This is a genomic window from Paenibacillus sp. MAEPY2 (genome assembly GCF_000499205.1).
Lineage (GTDB): Bacteria > Bacillota > Bacilli > Paenibacillales > Paenibacillaceae > Paenibacillus > Paenibacillus vandeheii.
Genome location: NZ_AWUK01000029.1, coordinates 1 through 19,089, shown reverse-complemented (window position 1 = coordinate 19,089; position 19,089 = coordinate 1). Strand labels below are relative to the sequence as shown.

Genomic DNA, 19,089 nt, shown 5'->3' with positions numbered 1-19,089 from the left:
TTTATGATGATGTTATCCTACTTTTGTTAAGATGCTTCGCACAAGGACTGATGACACCTATTGTAACTATTTTTCATCTGGCTGATACTTTTGCAGCGGGCACACCTAGTATGATAGGGGAAGTAGAAAACAGGATTAAATATTTCAATATGAGCGTTTGAAGGGGAAGCCTTCCGGTTAAGGAATAGTAACGTTCATAATAAGGAGAGATGCTGCCTATGAAGAACGCGGCGAAACAATGGAAATTACGAATGCTGGGTGCGGCAGTTGCATTACTTGGCATGATTGTGCTTGCTACATATTTACTTACACCAGCGAACGCTGAGGAGAGCATGGACCATGTTCAGGCATCTGCCAAAGAGGCTCAGGCTGCAAACTCCGAGATGTTTACAGCGTATGTGGATGATATACAGCATGAAGATGGTAAGTTATTCTTAATTGTAGACAAGATTGGCTGGTACCAGGGGACAGAGGCTGATAAAGTTTTTGAACAACGGAATCCAGACTCCGGTATAGATGGTGCTCCTGATGGATATTATATTGTCAACGACAGCAAAGAGCAGGAAAAGGTGGAAGTCACTGCTAACGCTGAAGTGTTGATGCAGTTGTATGATCGTGACGGTACGGTGCAGGGCACCAACATTCAATGGAATGAGCCAGTGGCGCTCAGCAAGTTCGAATCCTTGTATAACAATACGAAACTGCTCGATCTGTCCATTTTCCCGTATCACCTCACTGTACAAGACGGAAAAGTGATCAAAATTGTACAGCAGTACATTCCATAAAATCAAATTCAACTTTAAATGGTTAAGCATTCCTCCGGTTCCATACCGGAAGGAATGCTTTTTGGTTATGACAAATTCATGAAGGAGATTGTAATTCATGGTATGTACAGGTATCATTATAGGAATGGTGTTTTTACATAGTTCAGGAGGCTTCTCATGCTTAAAGACATGATCGCATTAACGAAACCCGGACTTTTGCGGCTGAATGTGTTTGCGGTAGCCGTAGGGTTCTGGGTCGCTTCAAAATGGGATATCTCGTGGATATCGCTGCTCATGGTATTGATTGGATCAACCTTGGTCATCGCTTCGGCTTGTGTCATTAATAATTACTGGGATCGTGAATTGGACCAGAAGATGGAGCGAACCAAAAAACGGATTGATTACATCAACCATCTTAAACCCAACTTTGTATTGGGGTATGGAATTGTTCTCGGTGTGGTCGGTTTTGTGCTTCTATACTTCCTGGTTAATCCGTTGTCCGGTTGGATGGCATTGCTCGGATGGTTTGCTTATATCGTGATTTACACGATGTGGCTCAAGCGCAGCTCGACCTGGAGTACGTCATTGGGTGGAATTGCGGGGGCGATGCCGCCAGTAATCGGTTATTGTGCGGTAACCAATCAGATTGATGTAGGTGCCTGGTTGCTGTTCGCGCTGTTATTTCTGTGGCAGCCGCCTCACTTCTGGTCACTCGGTATTCGCAGAGTGGAGGAATATCGTGCAGCAGGTTTCCCGTTGTTGCCGGTAGTCAAAGGTGTGAAGCGTACCAAGTTCCAAATGATTCCTTACGTGTTTCTGTTACTTCCTGCTGTATTTCTGTTGTATTACTACAACTACGTTGGTCTCGTGTTTCTGCTTGTCTCCGCTATTGGTGGTCTGATCTGGTTTGTACATACACTAAGCGGATTGAAAACTGAGGATGATGAGAAATGGGCAAAGGTTAACTTTCTGATCTCTGTCAATTATCTCATGGTTGTATTTATCGTAATGGTGGTAAACACAACCTGGTCCTGAGCGAATCATCACTTTTGTACATTTACTTTAATATGAAGATGCCAATAGAGTTGGCACCTTACGAAGAAGCATACTGCGAAATTGGTTTGGACAACCTCTGGTTGCTCCAGCCTATTTCGCGGGATGTTTTTTTGCTATAATGAATGAATGATTTCCATACTATGGAAAATGGGGTTTTGGAAGGATGGGAAGTACCGTATATGAATGATTTGGAGCAGGCTATTCTCTTGAGGCAAGAGGGGGAAATGCAGGAGGCGATTGAGCTATTACAGGGACTGGCATTACAGGAACCGGAAAATGCGCAGATATGGTACCAGCTGGCTTGGGCTCATGATTCACTTGGATTGGAGCGGGATGCAGTACCGCATTATGAGAAGGCTTTAAATCTAGCGCTTCCGAGTGAGGACAGAGCAGGTGCCATACTTGGACTGGGCAGCACCTATCGGACTCTGGGGCAGTATGGGCAGGCGAAGGTTTGGTTTGAAAAGGGATTAAGTGAATTCCCGGAGAACCGGGAATTTGAAGTTTTTCTTGCCATGGTGCTCTACAATCTGGGCGAGCATGCAGAGGCAATGAAACGGCTGCTGATACAACTGGCAGATACATCAAGGGATAAGGGGATAACCGACTACAGCAGAGCAATCCGTTTCTATGCAGATCAGCTGGACCGGGTGTGGGAGTAAACAGAGTGTATACAAGCGATAACACCTAACTTAAAGGAGATGATTGGATGAATTCGAATCACGAACTTGAAGAGGTGCACGAGAGACTAGACCGGATGGAACAGAAGCTGAATTATCTGGCAGAAGCTCAACAGGTGAATAGACGCTCACCCGGCGTACGCTTCTTGATTGGTGTTGCAATTGTGATTGCCATCGCATTTGTTTTAATGATGGTCATTGGCATTATACAATTTGTAAGTAATGTCGATTAGAGCGATGGGGTCAGCCATTCTTGTACCGCTTCAATGAAACGACGCGAAGCGGGTGACAGATTGATAAGAGACGGGCAGGCTATGCCAATTGTTCGATAGGGATCTCCAGTGAGTGGAACGAGCGCCAGCTCATTGGTATGGTGTTGCAGAACCATTTCAGGCAAAAGACTGATGCCAAGGCCGTTTCGAACCATTGCCATAATGGCCTGATCCTCGGCAACTTCATAGACGACATTCAATTTGGCTGCATGCTGCCGGATCAATCGTTCGATTTCGTTATCACCGCCCCATTTGGGCAGAATAAAGGGCTGTTCCAACAATACATCAAATGAGACAGATCTCTGCAAAGCGAGTGGATGCTCCAGAGGCAGGATGCACATCATCCTGTCTTTTTGTAAGGGAATGGTTTCAAAAGGCGAAGAATCCCCAAGAGAAAGAAAGCCGAGATCGATGGCGCCTCCGGCTAGCCAGCCTTCAATTTCTGCATAGTCCCCTTCCCATAGCTTAATTTCGATTCCAGGATGACGCAGGCGAAATTGCTTCAGGATACCAGGCAGCCACTGTGTGGATACACTGGCGAATGTGCCAATACGCACGGTTCCAATCTCGGCGCCGCGAATTAATGAAATTTCCTGGTTCATCAGTTCCGTCCAGCGCAGAATTTCACGCGTATAGCCCAGAATGCGTTCCCCTTCGGCAGTCACTCGTACACCGGAGCGGCCACGATTTAGCAGCGAAAAACCACAATCGGTCTCCAGACTGGCGATCGCATGACTGACCGCGGATTGGGTAATATTCAGTGCTTCCGCTGCTTTCGTAAGGCTGCCGTATTCGACTACGGCATTCAAAATTTCGTATTTGACCAATGACATGAAAGATCCCGTTCCTCTCCTCATTTCATACATGAGTTTATTTCATATATACTATTATAAATATTCATTTTTATAATGCAAAGAGATCGTTTATACTTGCCAAGGCGAGTTAGTTCGAGAGAGCCTCGGATCGATTACAATATATAGAAATGAAGGTAGAAGCAAGATGAACGGAGTACGTGCACTACAAGGTCAGGCATCAAGAAGAGCGGATTTGCAGATGCTGCTCGCAACGGTAATATGGGGATCATCCTACCTGTTTATGAAATCTGGACTGGAATCCATGCAGGAGTTGAATCTAGTCGCTTTCCGGTTTGGCATTGCCTTTATCGCGGCAGCGGTTCTTTTCCATCGGCGACTGTTCAGAATAGATCGCAAGACGCTTGTGGCAGGGGTTATCATGGGGACAGCGTTATTCGCGGCCTTTGTATTTATAACATATGGAGTCCAGCGCACAACGGCTTCGCAGGCAGGATTTCTAATCAGTTTGGCAGTGATCTTCGTGCCTATTCTGACGACAATTTTGCATCGAAGATTGCCAGATTTGCGGTTAACGATAAGTATTCTCGTGGCGGTAGCCGGGCTCGGATTGTTGACGCTTCAGCATCAGCTCAGTCTGCATATGGGAGATATCCTTTGTATTCTCGCAGCATTAATGTATGCAATCTATATTATGATTGCTGGCAAGTATACGCCGAAGCATGATCCGCTAACCCTAGGAACGGTTCAACTGGGCGTTGCAGCTCTGTGGGGGTTGGCTGCTACATTCCTGCTGGAGACACCACGTCTGCCTGACACGCCGCAATCTTGGGCGGCCATTCTGGGTCTGGGGGTATTGTGCAGCGGCATTGGTTACATTTTGCAGACCCTTGCCCAGCGGCATGCTTCACCAACGAGAACGAGCCTGATCTTTTCGCTCGAACCGTTGTTTGCCGCAGCATTTGCGTTTACCTTCCAAGGGGAGTCTCTTACGATGCAAGGGTATGCGGGTGCTGCGTTGATGCTCATTGGTGTTCTGATTACGGAGATCAGAGTCCCTTATCCGTTATTCTGGCGCAGAAAGCGGACGGCATTACAGACCGAACTGGGAGACCAGGGAGCACCGGGCATATAGTTTTGAAATAAAGGAAGAGTTCTTCCATCATCTTCATCGTGAAGGTGGTGGAAGAACTTTTTTATTACACTCGGAAGAGTTTCAAATCCCAAGCAAAGTAACCTAACAAAATGAAGTTTTTCATAACTTGTTTTGTTGAATTGCTATTTTTATGCTACACTAAATGAAAAATAAAGGAAAAACGGGTGAGTAGGATGGGCAAAAGAGTAACCATGCAGCAAATTGCTGATGCTGCGGGGGTATCCAAATTCGCAGTCTCCCGTGCGTTGACCGGCAAACCTGGTGTGAGTGAACATACCCGGGAGATGATTGTCAGGACGGCGGGACAGCTTGGATATTTCAAAGCTGAACCGAAGCGTTATTTGGTAGAACCCACTGTTGAACAGGAGATAAGGCTGGATAGACAGGGGACTATTCTGATCTTGTTCCCCAATATCCGTTCACAGAATCGTTCCTCCCTGTACTGGGGTCCCATCTTTGACGGAATATCTGCACGGCTGAATGAGAAGGGCATGGATATCCTGACCTTGACGGAACCTTCCTCGGATCGCATGTTTTCGGTACTTAACCCCGAAGCGATCAGTGGAATTATTACCGTCGGTTCCATTTCCACATCCGTATTGCTCGAAATCTACCGACTGCACATTCCGCTTGTGATGGTTGATCATGAAGACCCGGCGATTCATGGAGATACGGTATTTACAGATAACATGAAATGCATGAAGGAACTGGTGCTGATGCTTGTTGGAAAGGGCTACAGGCGGCTGCAGTTTGCTGGTGAATTGCCTGATGCAGCCAGTTTCAGAGAGCGATGGCTCGGCTATCGTTCAGTTTTGGAAGAGATGCAATTGCAAGTTACGCAGCAAACCGATTTGCTGGGACCCGATCTGGATCACATTCGGGAATCCATCGTCTCCATGCAGATGGAAGACATCCCCGAAGTGATTGTATGTGCGAACGATCACATGGCTGCTGTTGTGATTGGTGCACTCCAAGGCAGGGGCATCGAGGTGCCGGAGCGCTGTGCAGTAACCGGGTTCGACAATACACGTTCAGAAGAGCCTATTCTTGCTACGGTTCATATTGACAAGGAGAACATGGGCAGACGGGCGGTGGACCAGTTATTGTGGCGCATGGAGCATCCGGACGGGCCTTTTGAAAGAAAGCTGATTTATTCGGAATTAATCATTCGTGATGAGCACAGTGCTATTTTGCAATGAAGTGAACGAACGCAGTTCTGGAATGCCAAGAATAGTGCGCACCAGTTCTATATAATTATGGGGTGAAAAGACATGGAGAGATAAGGCTTCATGTCTTTTTTGTTTGGATAAAAAGGTTTTTAGAAATAAATCACAAAACAGATTGACTGAATTGAGCATATCATGTTAATTTTGTTTTGTAAGTTATTTGTTTTTATAATAACAAAACCTAACAAATTGTTTTTCAAACAACTTCAACGATAACGGAGGCTGTCATGAGCAAAATACAATCGCAGACATTTCAGAATTGGACGTTCAAGGCTTGTGAGGATCAGGAGTGGATGCCGGCTCACGTGCCCGGCTGTGTGCATACGGATTTGCTGAAATTAGGTAAGATACCAGACCCTTTCTATGGAACTAACGAAAAGGAAATTCAATGGGTCGACAAGAAAGACTGGGAATATCGTACCGAATTTGATGTTAATGAAGCACTGCTGTCACAGCAGTGTCTGGAGCTGGTCTTTGATGGTCTGGATACGTATGCAGATGTGTACGTGAATGAACAGCATGTGTTGTCGGCGGATAATATGTTCCGGGTGTGGACAGTTGACGTGAAATCGGTTGTAAAGGCAAGCGGCAACATCCTCCGAATACGTTTTCGTTCCCCGATAAATGAAGACCTGCCGAAGCTGGAGAAGCTCGGATATGCCCTGCCTGCATCGAATGATCAATCTGACGTGGGGGGACTAGGCGACAAAAGAGTGAGTATTTTTGCACGGAAAGCCCCGTATCATTATGGCTGGGACTGGGGGCCGCGTTTTGTAACCAGCGGAATCTGGCGCGAAGCGCGTCTCGAAGGCTGGACCGACGTACGGATTAATGATGTTTTTATCCAGCAAAAAGAAGTAACCGCTGCTTCCGCTTCTCTGACTGCGGTCGTGGAAGTAGAGTCTGCGCAAGCAATAGAAACGGTTATTCGAGTAGGAACGGACGGACAGAGCTGGGAGCAGGCTGTAACGTTGAAACCAGGCGTCCAGACTGTGGAGGTTCCAATCTCCGTGGATGAGCCGAAGCTGTGGTGGAGCCGTGGACTGGGTGACCCGCATATGTATTCCTTCCTAACGGAAGTGATTCAGGGAGAACAAGTTGTGGCTGAGTCCACGGTGAAAACGGGTATTCGTTCCATTCGTCTGGTTCGTGATCAAGATGAAGCGGGAGCCTCCTTTTATTTTGAATTAAACGGAGTTGCTGTCTTTGCCAAAGGTGCAAATCACATTCCAAATGATAGCTTCATTACAGAAGTGACACGTGAGCGTTATCTGCATGAGATTGTTTCTGCTGCCGAGTCGAATATGAATATGCTCCGTGTATGGGGTGGTGGCTTCTATGAAGAAGACGTGTTCTACGAGTTGTGTGACGAATACGGTCTGCTCGTATGGCAGGATTTTATGTTTGCTTGCAGCATGTATCCTGGAGACGAGGCTTTCCTGAACAGTGTGAAGCATGAGGCGATTGATAATGTAAAACGTCTGCGCAATCATCCAAGCATCGTGCTGTGGTGTGGCAATAACGAGATTGATTCCGCATGGGCTCATTACATTGAGGATGGCGGCTGGGGTTGGAAGAAAGATTACAACGAAGAGCAGAAGGAACGCATTTGGGCAGATTACGAAGCCATTTTCCATGATCTTTTGCCGGAAGTGGTGGAAGCCTATGCTCCTGGTGTGGATTACTGGCCTTCTTCGCCACTCGTATCCCTGTCGGGAGACGAGAAACAGCATGCTCACCCATCCACATCAGAAGGGGATATCCACTATTGGGGTGTATGGCATAATGTGGAGCCATTTGAGAACTACAACGTTCATGTTGGACGCTTCATGAGTGAGTATGGCTTCCAGTCCTTCCCTGAATATGATTCGGTTCGCAAGTATGCAGAGGAGGAGGACCTGGCGCTGGAGTCTGAAGTGATGCTGGCGCATCAAAAGAACGGGGCGGGTAATCGTCTGATCAAACAATACATGGACATGTACATGCATGAACCTAAGGATTTCCCTTCCTTCCTCTATATGAGCCAGGTGCTTCAGGCTGAAGCGATGAAAACAGCCATTGAGGCTCACCGTCGCCGCAAACCGTTCTGTATGGGAACGCTCTATTGGCAGATGAACGATTGCTGGCCGGTAGCATCATGGGCGGGGATGGACTACTTTGGCCGCTGGAAAGCATTGCAATATTACGCCAAACGCAGCTTCAGCGATGTTTTGGTATCGGTAGATGGCACGAAGCAAGATGTGACGGATATTTATCTGATCTCGGATCAGCTTGAACCTGTGAAAGGGAAACTTCAGCTGCGCCTAATCGGCTTTGATGGCACGGTATACCGTGATGAAGAGCATGAAATTGCTCTGGCATCCAACTCTGGTCAACAGGTGCTGTCATTGAGTCAGGCTGAATGGCTGGAAGGTCGTGATGCTGCAACAACGTTGCTGCGTATTGATCTGAAGCAGGATGGGGCAGCCGACATCGTACAGGAGCATTATTTTGTACCATCGAAGGATCTTGCACTGCAACCAACGCAAATTAAGGTAACTGAAGTGACTGAGAACGATGGCTTACATTTGTTCCTGCAAAGTGATGTGCTTGCGAAACAAGTGTGGATTTCTACAGAGGCAGAGGGCGTGTTCTCGGACAATTTCTTCGATCTCATTCCTGGCATTCCGGTGAAGGTTAAGTTCACATCCAGAGGGGAATTACAAGGATCTGATGGCGCTGTCTCCCAGGCTGGGGCCATCCAGGTTCGTTCTATGGCTGACTTTATCAAACTGTAGTTCATCACGTATCAAACAGGCATAGTAGTCTATTATTAAATTCAAAAAAACGTGCTGCCCAGTCTCTACTGAGCGGCACGTTTTTACTATATATGACTGAACAGTAGGAGGGGAATGGGTGCAGGTCCAATGAGGTTATTTGTTCTGATCTTCGTTCTGGATTTCTTGCAGCTCCTCGATGCTTAGCGTGAGATCATTCTCAGGGTTGGCGCTCACAACAACTTCGGACTTCGATTGCTGCTCGCCGGGTTGAGTCGATTTAGCTGCGGGTTTGATCACATACAGGCTTTGCACGGAATTCAGCAGGCTGGCGGGAGTGTCCTCATACGTCTCCAGGAAGAGCACATAATCTTTGGTGGGGATGAATTTGATATTGTCATCGTTAATAATCTCGGTATTGCCCAGCTGTCCGCCAAGCTGCTTCACTTCAATGGTGTCCCCGGCTGTATGAATTCCCTTGAAGGATTCAGCAACCTTAATCGTATAAATCGTATAGATTTTTTCAAAAGGAACGATGTCCTCACCGCCCGGATTCAATTCTTCATCCAGAGCACTTTCATTTACAGCCGGGGCTTGTACCATGTCATTTAATGCTTCAACACGTGTTTGGATGACACTGCCTCTAACGATGGTGTTTGCTCTCTCCGAGAGATCGCCGATGCTTGAGTAACTTGGGAAGTCCTCGGAAGCAATCATCGTGATTGGTTCATCCTTGGTGGCAGCTGTATTAGTCGTAACTGAGGAGCAACCTATAGCAGACAAAATGAAAATGGAAGAGGCCAGCATCGTCAATACTCGAATTTTTTTCATGGGTAGAAATCCTCCTTGGATTTAGGGGTTTGAGAATAGCGGATTAGTACTTGGATCTGACATTGTTGATATCGAAGGTTTGAGGCTTAGTCATGGTGTTCCGGTTGCGGGAGTACAGCATAATGGAAGGGCTGGTGGTGGTAGGGTTGTCTCCAAGCCAGACTGAATGTCCGAGCTCATGAACGAATACACTTTGAATAAAATTGGACAAGTTGGTTGCGTCAGCCGTAATGGTTGTTGCATTCAATTCAATGCGGAAGCTTACGACCTGACTGCCTGATACAGAAGCGTAGTTGACGCCATATGCCGTGTTATTGAAATTTCCGGCAGTAATGGTGTTGGGGGAGCTGCTCGTTTTGGTAAACTGTACTTTGGCACCGGCATTGTTCCAATTGCTGAGGGAAGCGTCCATTGGAGCTTGCCATGTAGAGGCATAATTGTAAGTGCGAATCGGAATTGTCGAGCTGGGGTAGCCATAGGTTAGAAACGTTGCCGCATAGATCGTACTGCCGAACATCGCGATGGCTGAAAACAACATGATGCTCATGAGAAACTTCCTTTTCATACTTAAAACCTCCAATAATTGTATTTTTTCTCTATTATAGTAACAAGGAATAGAACTGTTGAAATGAGTCTTAAGTCTTTGTTTTCGTGATAAAAACAAAGGATTCTGCTGAGTTAGACCTTATTTTCGTCTGAAAAAGTCGATTGCTGTCCATGTGTGCATGCATAATTTCCCTGCAATAACAAACAATACATTCAACTTCACACAGGGAAAGGAAGCGTTGAACATGTGTAACCGTTTTTCATTGGCAGCCGATTTGGATGAGGTCAGAGATCATTTCAAGATTGAACGGGTGATGTATTATTACAAAAACCGGTACAATATCAGCCCAACCCAGCACACCCCGATAATTTTGCATCAGGATGGAGAACGGGTATTGGACGAGTTCCGGTGGGGGTTCATTCCGTTCTGGGGTCGCGATGCAGTTAACGCCAATCTTATGACGGTGCATGAGAATCCAGCCTACTATAAGCTGGTAGAGACGAAGCGTTGTGTTATCCCATGTAATGGTTTGTACTACTGGCGTCAGGAAGGCAAGAAAAGCTATGCGGTGCGTGTGGTTATGCCGGATCGTGGATTGTTTGGCATTGCGGGATTATACGAGGTATGGAAAGATACACGCAAACAGCCACTGCGTACCTGCACGATGCTGATGGCGGGCGCGAACATGGTTACACGTGAGTTTGGCAGCAAAATGCCGGCGATTCTGTCTGAAGAAGAGATTAATACTTGGCTGGATCCGGCAAATACACGAGTGACCCAGCTGCTGCCGTTGTTGAAATCCTACAACAGTACTGAGATGAATCTGTATCCGGTCACTCCGATGGTAGCCAATGATGAGCATGACTGTTATGAATGTGTAGAAGAGATGGATCAGAAGCTAGCCTACGTACGCAGTTTCTAAGCGGATAAAGGGAGTGAAGGAGGCGGAGAGTCACAGGACACTCCGTCTTTTTGGGTTGAGCAACGAAATAAAATGTAGTGAAAAAAATAAAAATGAAAAGTTGCAATGTGAATGAAACGTAACTATAATCATTACAGTAAGTGGAAGCACATATTCATATATCTATTAAAAGAGATGTTTAATCAGGAGGGAACCACGAATGAATCCAAAGTATAGCCCGATGTTTGAACAAGTTTCACTGCCAAGCGGCATTACATTGAAAAACCGGATTGTGCTCGCTCCCATGACTCATATGTCCTCGAACCCGGATGGTACTGTTTCAGACGCTGAACTTGCTTATTATGCACGTCGTACCGGCGGTGCAGGCATGTCCCTTACAGCGGTAACTCATGTAACTCCGAATGGAATCGGTTTTCCGGCTCAGTTCGGTAGTTATGACGACAGCTTTATTCCTGGTCTGAAACGTCTGGCCGCTACCATGAAGCAGCAAGGCTCCAGAGCCGTACTGCAAATTTTCCATGCAGGTCGTCTCACACCAGAACAAGCGGTACCAGCCGGTCAAGTCGCTGCTCCAAGCGCTGTTGCCAATGAGCGTCCGGGATCTCCTGTACCAAGAGAGTTGTCTGATGAAGAAATTACGTCCATCATCAAGGACTTTGGGGAAGCAACCCGTCGTGCCATTGAAGCTGGATTTGATGGTGTTGAGATTCATGGTGCGAACGGTTATCTGATCCAGCAGTTCTTCTCTCCGCATTCCAACCGACGTGAAGATCGCTGGGGTGGAAGCATCGAGAAACGTCTCACATTCCCACTCGCTGTAGTGGATGAGGTACAGAAGGTTGTAGCTGCACATACGAAACTGCCGTTTATCGTTGGATACCGTTTCTCCCCGGAAGAGCCGGAAACACCTGGATTGACCATGGAAGAGACGTATGCATTGGTGGATGCGCTAAAAGATAAAAATCTGGATTATCTGCACGTATCCGTTAACGAGTTCTGGTCCAAACCAAGACGAGGTGAAGCAGATACACGCTCCAGAATTGAATTTATCCTTGATCGTGTGGCGGGTAGAATGCCTGTCATTGGTGTAGGTTCTATCCATACTGCAGACGAGGCAGCTGAAGCTCTTCAAAGTGGTGTGTCATTGCTTGCGCTTGGTCGTGAGCTTATTATTGAGCCGGATTGGGTTGAGAAAATCGAAAGCGGTCGTGAAGAAGATATCGAGACGATTCTTACCAAATCGGATCAGGAGCGTCTGGTTATCCCTGACGGACTGTGGAATGCAATCATTCACACACCGGGTTGGTTCCCTATGGCTGATGATAAATAAGACATTATGATTTCATTGAACTTGGAGGGAGCGGAAGCTCCCTCTTTTTTGCACCCACTGTGTCTCGATGAAATTCTACTTCCGGGAGCACTGTGGTATGATGAGATGAACAGGATTCATCTTGGATAATCAACGGTTTGGAGTGAATGAAGATGCTCGTGGCTGAACGTTATGAGAAAATTGTGGAATGGGTAGATGCGCAGGGAAGCATGCGTGTGACCGAGCTTAGTGAGCGGTGCGGAGTGACGGAAGAAACGATTCGACGTGATCTGGACAAGCTTGAACAGGCTGGAAGGCTCAGGCGTTCCCATGGCGGAGCTGTCAGCGTAAAATATAAAGAAGAAGGGCAGTCGGAAATCCCTTATCCGGAGCGGGCTGTAACTCATGCAGAAGAGAAACGCAGAATTGCGGACGAAGCGGTAAAAATGGTAGAGCCTGGCGACCGGATAGCGCTGGATGCCAGTACAACGGCGTGGTATATGGCGGCAGGACTGCCAAACATCCCGCTCACTGTGTTGACCAACTCCATTAAGGTTGCGGCTGAGCTGAGTAACAAGGAACAGATTCGTGTGATCGCCACCGGCGGGCAGCTAGCTTCGAAGTCCTTGTCGTTTGTAGGGCCACTGGCTGAACGTTCGCTGGATGCCTATCATGTGGATAAAGTTTTCTTATCCTGCAAAGGTGTACATCTGACCAAGGGCATCAGTGAGTCGAATGAATTGCAGGCACTGGTGAAGCAGAAGATGCTCAGCATTGCGGATGAAGTTATTTTGCTGGCGGATTCAAGCAAATTTGGCGTGCAGGCTTTTACAAGAGTGGCGGAACTCAGCAGTGTGGCCAAAGTAATAACGGATCTGGGTTTAGATGAAGAACAGGTTAGCACACTAAATGAACAATCCATAACATGTGTCCGTGTCTAATTCGAAAGGAATGAATATAATGAAACATCCTTTTCACCTGAAAGCCGTTTGGAATGGTGGACGTAACAGTGAAGGGCATATTGATGCAGGCGGGTTAAAAACAGTTATTTCGATTCCACAGGAGATGGGTGGTCCGGGTACCGGCACCAATCCGGATGAAATGCTGCTTGGTGCAGCGTCCACCTGTTATTTGATTACACTCGCAGCGATGCTGGAGCGATCGGATATTACACCGGATGAGCTGACACTGGAGTCCGAAGCGACGGTGGATGTGACCAATAATGTATTTACGTACGAGCGGATCATACACAGACCTCGAATTGTGCTCAAAGCGGATGCATCTGATGCTGATGTGACGAAGGCAGAGCGCCTGGCACATAAAGCAGAAGAGTCCTGCATGATATCCAGAGCTGTAGCAGGCAATGTTGCTATCGAGACACAGCCAGTGATTATAACAGCAGGCGTTAACGCGGTGTGATATACTGAAGAATAGGCGGCTTGAGCCGTCATTTGTGTAAGATAAGGGGAAGTTCGGTATGAACCTACAGAAAAGCAAAAACTCACGTTTTGCACGTTTAACACGTGCTTTGAAGCTTAATTTTCTCAAATTGTTACGTGCTCCCGGCGGGGCACATAAAGTATCTACCGGATTTGCTTTGGGTTTTGGTCTGGAACTGATCGTTATCTCGACTGCCTCACTGGTTTATCTCGTGTTCTATCCGATTGTACGTTTGTCCGGTGGTTCCCTGCCAGCAGCTATCGTGGGCAATGTGGTCGGCAAGCTGACATTCCTGCCCATCATATTGATGCCGCTTGCCAAGCAAATTGGTTCATGGATCTTGCCGGCACATAGCATGGGGCAGGGACCTGTTCATGAGAGTGCCTTTATGGAGCTGTTTCGCGGTAACTGGTCCGCACTAAGTGAACTTTTGCTGGGTGGTTTGGATATTCTGGCAGGTATGTCCGTCTTTGGAGTTATCCTCGGCGTGATTTCTTACTTTGTCGTCAAGTTCTTCTATGTCAGAGCACTCAAACGCCGCTTTGAGCGCCGATTGGAGAAACGCAAGCAGGCAGCGATGTCTCCAACACCAGCTTCCGTGCTGATTAGGAAGACATCACAATCATGATCGGCAGAATAACCATTGACGCCGCGGTTGTCCACAGAATACAGCGGGACACAAACTGCGGAGAGGCATTGAATTGCTCGGCCAAAATTACTGCGTTCACTGCGGTCGGCATTGACGCCAGGATGAGCAGCACACTGAATAACGTTCCTTCAATCTGAAGTGCGGTCAGAATCAGATACGAGAGTACTGGCGCTGCGGCAAGTCGTACCACGAGTCCAGTCCAGAATGCTTTGCGGACGTTGGGTTTCCAAGGTTCCACAGAACCGCGCGGTCTTAACATCTGCGCACCCAGAATGGCCAGTACGACAGGGGAGTATCCGGCTGCGAGCATGGAGATGCCTCCATCCAGTGCCTGGGGCAAGCTCAGATTGGTTGCGCGCAGGATGATGGCTATCGCAGCAGCATAGATGGAAGGCATACGGAAGACGGACAGGATCGCGTTTTTGACGGTAAATTCGGATCTGGCTGCAAAAAAGATTCCTACCGTGTTAACAATGATCATCTGTCCGATGACATATACCGAAGCCTTATCCAATCCAAGCTGTCCAAAAGCAAGTAATACAAGCGGGAGCCCATAATTCACGCAGTTTGTAAACGTGGATACAAGGGTGAGGCCCGCTTTTTCGCTTGCGCCAAGATGGAATATCCGGCTCAACAGTTCAGCCAGTGCCCATAGGGCGATTAAATTAATAATAGAAAACCAGAACGTACCGGTTACGTCCGTCCATGTAATCTCGGCATGCAGCAGCGTATCAAAGATCAGTGCAGGGCTCAAAATATAAAGGGAAAAGGTCGACAGCGGCCGGGTATCCCAATTTTTGAAACGTTTTAACAAAATGCCTCCAATCACCGGAAGAGATATCGGCAGAAATACATGATATAACGTGAGCAGAAATGAATTAAACAACCGAATTCAGTCCTTTCTGGATGAAAAACCTATTTTATCATAGCAGAAGTTGTCCTTCGTCGGGAGTGGATTTTGGTATTGTCTTACGTAGTGGGCGATGTGGATGCCGCTTCTTTGATGGCTGCGCAGGGGCGGTGGATTGCTATTTTGATATGGCAGATTTATTATAGAAGAGGTGCAACCAGATTACATACACATAGAGGAGGAAACTGTAATGAGTGAATCAAAACGCTTGCTCGTATTGGCCGGCTCTTATGCCGAAGCGGAAAATGAGGGCATTTACGCATATGAATTGAATGAAGACACAGGTAGCCTTTCCAAGCTTGACGGCATCTCGGGCGTGAAGAACCCAACGTTTGTAAACGTGGATGCTGAAGGTAATAAACTGTATGCGATCGGTGAAACGGCGTCTGCTGAAGGCAATAAAATGTCTGAAGCTGTAGCTCTGAGCATTGATCCTTCTACAGGAAAATTGTCTTTGCTGAATCGTCATGATTCGATCTCGGCTCCGCCATGTCATATCCAACGCGACCCATCCGGTCGTTACTTGATCCTTTCCAGCTACCACGGTGGTCTGGTCGGTCTGCAAGCTCTGACCAATAACGGCGAAGTTGGAGAACTTCTGGATGAGAAGAAACATGAAGGCAAAGGTGCGCATCCTGAGCGTCAGGACAAGCCACATGTGCATTCCGCATTCTTTAGCCCGGATGGCAAATACATGATGGTACAGGATCTGGGTGCGGACAAAATTGCAATCTACTCCATAGATGCAGACAAGAACGAACTTGTACTGCACAGTGAAACCAAAACACATCCGGGTGCTGGACCACGTCACCTGGCATTCCATCCGAATGGTCAATTCGCCTATGTCATTAACGAAGTGGATTCCTCCATTACATCGTTCCGTTATGATGCAGCAGCAGGCACGTTGAAAGAGGTTTCCACCGTGTCCACATTGCCTGATGGCTATGACGGCAGTGAAAACACAACAGCTGAAATCGCCGTATCCAACGACGGACGTTTCGTATACGGTTCTAACCGTGGACACGACAGCATTGTTGTATTTGCAGTAGACGCGGAAACAGGGCATTTGAAACTGGTTGAGCATGTATCTGCTGAGGGTAAACACCCGCGTCACTTTGCACTGACTCCGAATGGCAAGCTGCTGATTGCAGCTAACCGCGATACCAACAATATCGTTTCCTTTACAGTGGATCAGGAGGGCGGACGTCTGAAATACACAGGGCACAGCACAGGTGTATCCAAGCCGGTATGTGTGAAACCTGTTTATCTGTAAACCCATGATTCGTAAGATAAACGTGAGGTTTGAATAAGCCTTTAGATCAATAGATTTGAACTAATTGACCTGAATTTTTGGGGAGACCCTGCCCTTGTGGCGGGGTCTTTTTTGATGAGGTGAGTATGGCGACTTCCTAGATGCCCGTAATTGATCCTTGTGGAATATAACATATTTTCATGATATAAGTTCAGATAACAACATAATTTATTCAATAGTATCGTGGAGGTAACTACCTGACTTCAAAGTGCGTACTTCCCCAATGGATAGTCAGGATCTACAATGAATGAGCAGCCAGGAAAAATAGTGCTTGCATCTGAACAGGCGAATTGGTGCAGGCTAAACCTTTAAATAATCTTTACAGAAATACTACTCACACTCGAACAACAAAGGAGAAATAAATGATGAAATTGCAATTGGCACTCGACTTGGTAAACATCCCTGAAGGTATCGCACTGGTTAAAGAGGTTGAACAATATATCGATATCGTTGAGATTGGTACGCCAATCGTTATTAATGAAGGACTGCATGCGGTTAAGGCGATGAAAGAAGCTTTCCCTAATCTGCAAGTACTTGCCGATCTGAAAATCATGGACGCAGGTGGCTATGAAATCATGAAAGCTGCTGAAGCTGGTGCGGATCTGGTCACAGTCCTTGGAGTAAGCAACGACATGACGATCAAAGGTGCTGTTGAAGAAGCGAAAAAACAAAACAAACTCGTTCTAGTTGACATGATCAACGTGTCTGATATCGAAACACGTGCACGTGAAGTGGATGCCCTTGGCGTAGATTACATTTGCGTACACACAGGTTATGATCTGCAAGCGGTTGGACAAAGCCCGTTCGAAGATCTGCAAACGATCAAAAAAGCCGTGAAAAACGCCAAAACGGCTGTAGCTGGTGGCATCAAACTGGAAACTTTGCCAGAAGTAATTAAAGCACAACCTGATCTGGTCATTGTAGGCGGCGGAATCACTGGACAAGCAGACAAAGCCAAAGTAGCAGCTGAGATGCAGCGTCTGGTTCAACAAGGGTAAGAACAGATGAGCAGCCGACAATACGCAGCAGACATCTTGAAGGAGTTGGAACGGACGTTAAGCCAGATCGACGACTCGGAGATGCAGGCCATGGCGGAACATATTTTGGCTGCCGAACAGATTTTTGTGGCAGGCGCAGGTCGATCCGGTCTGATGGGAAAGGCTTTTGCCATGAGGCTGATGCAGATGGGGCTTCGGGTATATGTCGTTGGAGAGACCGTTACACCGGGGATCAGCCCGAAAGACTTCCTCTTGTTATGCTCAGGCTCAGGGGAGACAGGCAGTCTGGCAGCGATGGCTCAGAAGGCCAGTAAAGCAGGTGCTCCTGTTGGTTTGATTACGATCAAGCCGGAGTCCACAATCGGACAACTGTCTAATACCGTGGTTCGTCTTCCGGCATCCGCCAAAGAGGATACGGCGACCGCCGGAGCGACAGTAACCATTCAGCCGATGGGCTCCCTGTTTGAACAAGGGCTGTTGCTGAGCATGGATGCCCTGGTGCTCACCATGATGCAAATGAAGAATATGACAGGAGCTGACATGTTTGGGCGTCACGCCAACCTGGAATAGTCCATACGTCATAGATTGATGTATTAAGAATAGATGGAAGACCGGAATTCCCTTGAGTAGCGGGAGTTCCGGTCTTTTCTGCTATCGTTGTCTGTGGACTGATTCGGGTCTGCTTAACAACTGGGTTGTGCTGTAGTAGAATGTATACAAGCTGTATTAAATCAATGAACCCGTTATATGATACAAAGGAGGCAGCATGCTCTTCTTGTTGCGGAGTGTTATTGTAATATGCGTATTGCATTTTAGCGATATAAGATGAAGTGAAAGAAAAGGGGGCTCGGAGCTATGGCGTCCGAAGTCAAGGAACGAATCAACCTGAAAGAGATTAACTGTGAGAAAGAATTGACCCTTGCTGTTATTGGCGGCAAATGGAAACTGATTATTTTATGGCATCTGGGTCTTGAAGGAACCAAACGTTTCAGTGAATTAAAAAGATTGATTCCTCATATTACCCAAAAGATGCTGACCAACCAACTGCGTGAACTGGAGGAAGACAAGCTAATTGAGCGCAAGGTCTATGCAGAAGTACCTCCTCGTGTCGAATATACACTGACTGATCATGGTCAGAGCCTGATGCCGGTGCTGCATGCCATGTACGATTGGGGTAAAAACTATGGTGAAAATGTGATCTGGAAAGCTGAATCAATTTAAGTTAAAACGAACCGCTGGGTGTAGGGAATTTTTCCATCACCCCGCGGTTTTTCTTTCCCCTTAATTAACTAACAGTTTAACAAAAGTTTTCTTGAAACGTAGAGGACAGAAAGAACCTGAAGAAGCGGAGCTAAAAGCTTTCTGAAAGAAAGCTACATCGGAAGCATGCGCCTCGCCTTTATCACCAGATTTTCACCTTTGTAAAATTGAATCAAAAAATCTGGGGAT

At 47.0% G+C, this 19,089-nt stretch carries 20 protein-coding genes; 16 read left to right on the top strand and 4 right to left on the bottom strand.

The window, feature by feature from the left end:
- Positions 1-218 precede the first annotated feature (218 nt).
- The 4 genes from P364_RS0121115 to P364_RS0121100 all read left to right on the top strand — a co-directional run bounded on the left by P364_RS0121115 (position 219) and on the right by P364_RS0121100 (position 2,733).
- Positions 219-785, top strand: coding sequence for a hypothetical protein (locus P364_RS0121115; protein ID WP_024632065.1), 567 nt, complete (start codon positions 219-221; stop codon positions 783-785).
- A gap of 156 nt (positions 786-941) precedes the next feature.
- Positions 942-1,799: a heme o synthase gene (gene cyoE, locus P364_RS0121110; RefSeq protein WP_024632064.1), complete on the top strand. Its 858-nt coding sequence runs from the start codon at positions 942-944 to the stop codon at positions 1,797-1,799.
- A gap of 200 nt (positions 1,800-1,999) precedes the next feature.
- A complete protein-coding gene (locus P364_RS0121105; protein ID WP_024632063.1) occupies positions 2,000-2,482 on the top strand; it encodes a tetratricopeptide repeat protein in 483 nt (160 codons plus the stop codon).
- 47 nt (positions 2,483-2,529) lie between these two features.
- Entirely contained in the window at positions 2,530-2,733 is a 204-nt protein-coding gene (locus P364_RS0121100) for a hypothetical protein (RefSeq protein WP_024632062.1), read from the top strand.
- On the opposite strand, the gene P364_RS0121095 is transcribed toward P364_RS0121100, so the two are convergent.
- Positions 2,730-3,605, bottom strand: coding sequence for a LysR family transcriptional regulator (locus P364_RS0121095; protein ID WP_024632061.1), 876 nt, complete (start codon positions 3,603-3,605; stop codon positions 2,730-2,732). The two genes, P364_RS0121100 and P364_RS0121095, sit on opposite strands and share 4 nt — an antisense overlap.
- 166 nt (positions 3,606-3,771) lie before the next feature.
- On the opposite strand from P364_RS0121095, the gene P364_RS0121090 reads away from it, so the two are divergent.
- From P364_RS0121090 to P364_RS0121080, 3 genes are all read left to right on the top strand, one after another.
- On the top strand, positions 3,772-4,719 hold the full coding sequence (locus P364_RS0121090) for a DMT family transporter (RefSeq protein WP_024632060.1): 948 nt from the start codon (positions 3,772-3,774) through the stop codon (positions 4,717-4,719).
- Positions 4,720-4,913: 194 nt separating this feature from the next.
- Positions 4,914-5,939 (top strand): LacI family DNA-binding transcriptional regulator, encoded by a 1,026-nt coding sequence (locus P364_RS0121085; protein ID WP_024632059.1) that lies wholly within the window; start codon positions 4,914-4,916, stop codon positions 5,937-5,939.
- Positions 5,940-6,193: 254 nt separating this feature from the next.
- Positions 6,194-8,743, top strand: coding sequence for a beta-mannosidase (locus tag P364_RS0121080; protein ID WP_024632058.1), 2,550 nt, complete (start codon positions 6,194-6,196; stop codon positions 8,741-8,743).
- Between the two features lie 135 nt (positions 8,744-8,878).
- Here the strand turns inward: P364_RS0121080 and P364_RS0121075 are convergent, their stop codons facing one another.
- Together P364_RS0121075 and P364_RS0121070 are read right to left on the bottom strand one after the other, a co-directional pair.
- Positions 8,879-9,553 carry a hypothetical protein gene (locus P364_RS0121075; RefSeq protein ID WP_024632057.1) on the bottom strand — a complete coding sequence of 225 codons (675 nt, stop codon included), beginning with the start codon at positions 9,551-9,553 and terminating at the stop codon, positions 8,879-8,881.
- Positions 9,554-9,596: 43 nt separating this feature from the next.
- Positions 9,597-10,118, bottom strand: coding sequence for a hypothetical protein (locus tag P364_RS0121070; protein ID WP_024632056.1), 522 nt, complete (start codon positions 10,116-10,118; stop codon positions 9,597-9,599).
- Between the two features lie 226 nt (positions 10,119-10,344).
- On the opposite strand from P364_RS0121070, the gene P364_RS0121065 reads away from it, so the two are divergent.
- From P364_RS0121065 to P364_RS0121045, 5 genes are all read left to right on the top strand, one after another.
- Positions 10,345-11,022, top strand: coding sequence for an SOS response-associated peptidase (locus tag P364_RS0121065; protein WP_024632055.1), 678 nt, complete (start codon positions 10,345-10,347; stop codon positions 11,020-11,022).
- Positions 11,023-11,221: 199 nt separating this feature from the next.
- Positions 11,222-12,352, top strand: coding sequence for an NADH-dependent flavin oxidoreductase (locus P364_RS0121060; protein WP_024632054.1), 1,131 nt, complete (start codon positions 11,222-11,224; stop codon positions 12,350-12,352).
- 152 nt (positions 12,353-12,504) lie between these two features.
- Positions 12,505-13,272: a DeoR/GlpR family DNA-binding transcription regulator gene (locus tag P364_RS0121055; protein ID WP_024632053.1), complete on the top strand. Its 768-nt coding sequence runs from the start codon at positions 12,505-12,507 to the stop codon at positions 13,270-13,272.
- 19 nt (positions 13,273-13,291) lie between these two features.
- Positions 13,292-13,750 carry an OsmC family protein gene (locus P364_RS0121050; protein WP_024632052.1) on the top strand — a complete coding sequence of 153 codons (459 nt, stop codon included), beginning with the start codon at positions 13,292-13,294 and terminating at the stop codon, positions 13,748-13,750.
- 58 nt (positions 13,751-13,808) lie between these two features.
- Positions 13,809-14,399: a DUF2062 domain-containing protein gene (locus P364_RS0121045; protein WP_024632051.1), complete on the top strand. Its 591-nt coding sequence runs from the start codon at positions 13,809-13,811 to the stop codon at positions 14,397-14,399.
- Here P364_RS0121045 and P364_RS0121040 read toward each other — a convergent pair.
- A complete protein-coding gene (locus P364_RS0121040) occupies positions 14,377-15,306 on the bottom strand; it encodes an AEC family transporter (protein ID WP_024632050.1) in 930 nt (309 codons plus the stop codon). The genes P364_RS0121045 and P364_RS0121040 overlap by 23 nt on opposite strands.
- 214 nt (positions 15,307-15,520) lie before the next feature.
- On the opposite strand from P364_RS0121040, the gene P364_RS0121035 reads away from it, so the two are divergent.
- From P364_RS0121035 to P364_RS0121020, 4 genes are all read left to right on the top strand, one after another.
- The gene (locus P364_RS0121035) at positions 15,521-16,603 is read left to right on the top strand and encodes a lactonase family protein (RefSeq protein WP_024632049.1); all 1,083 of its coding nucleotides are present in this window, start codon (positions 15,521-15,523) and stop codon (positions 16,601-16,603) included.
- A 404-nt stretch (positions 16,604-17,007) separates the two neighbouring features.
- On the top strand, positions 17,008-17,640 hold the full coding sequence (hxlA, locus tag P364_RS0121030) for a 3-hexulose-6-phosphate synthase (RefSeq protein ID WP_024632048.1): 633 nt from the start codon (positions 17,008-17,010) through the stop codon (positions 17,638-17,640).
- Between the two features lie 6 nt (positions 17,641-17,646).
- Positions 17,647-18,210 carry a 6-phospho-3-hexuloisomerase gene (gene hxlB, locus P364_RS0121025; RefSeq protein WP_024632047.1) on the top strand — a complete coding sequence of 188 codons (564 nt, stop codon included), beginning with the start codon at positions 17,647-17,649 and terminating at the stop codon, positions 18,208-18,210.
- Between the two features lie 285 nt (positions 18,211-18,495).
- Positions 18,496-18,861, top strand: a complete 366-nt coding sequence (locus P364_RS0121020; RefSeq protein WP_024632046.1) for a winged helix-turn-helix transcriptional regulator — start codon at positions 18,496-18,498, stop codon at positions 18,859-18,861.
- Positions 18,862-19,089 lie beyond the last annotated feature (228 nt).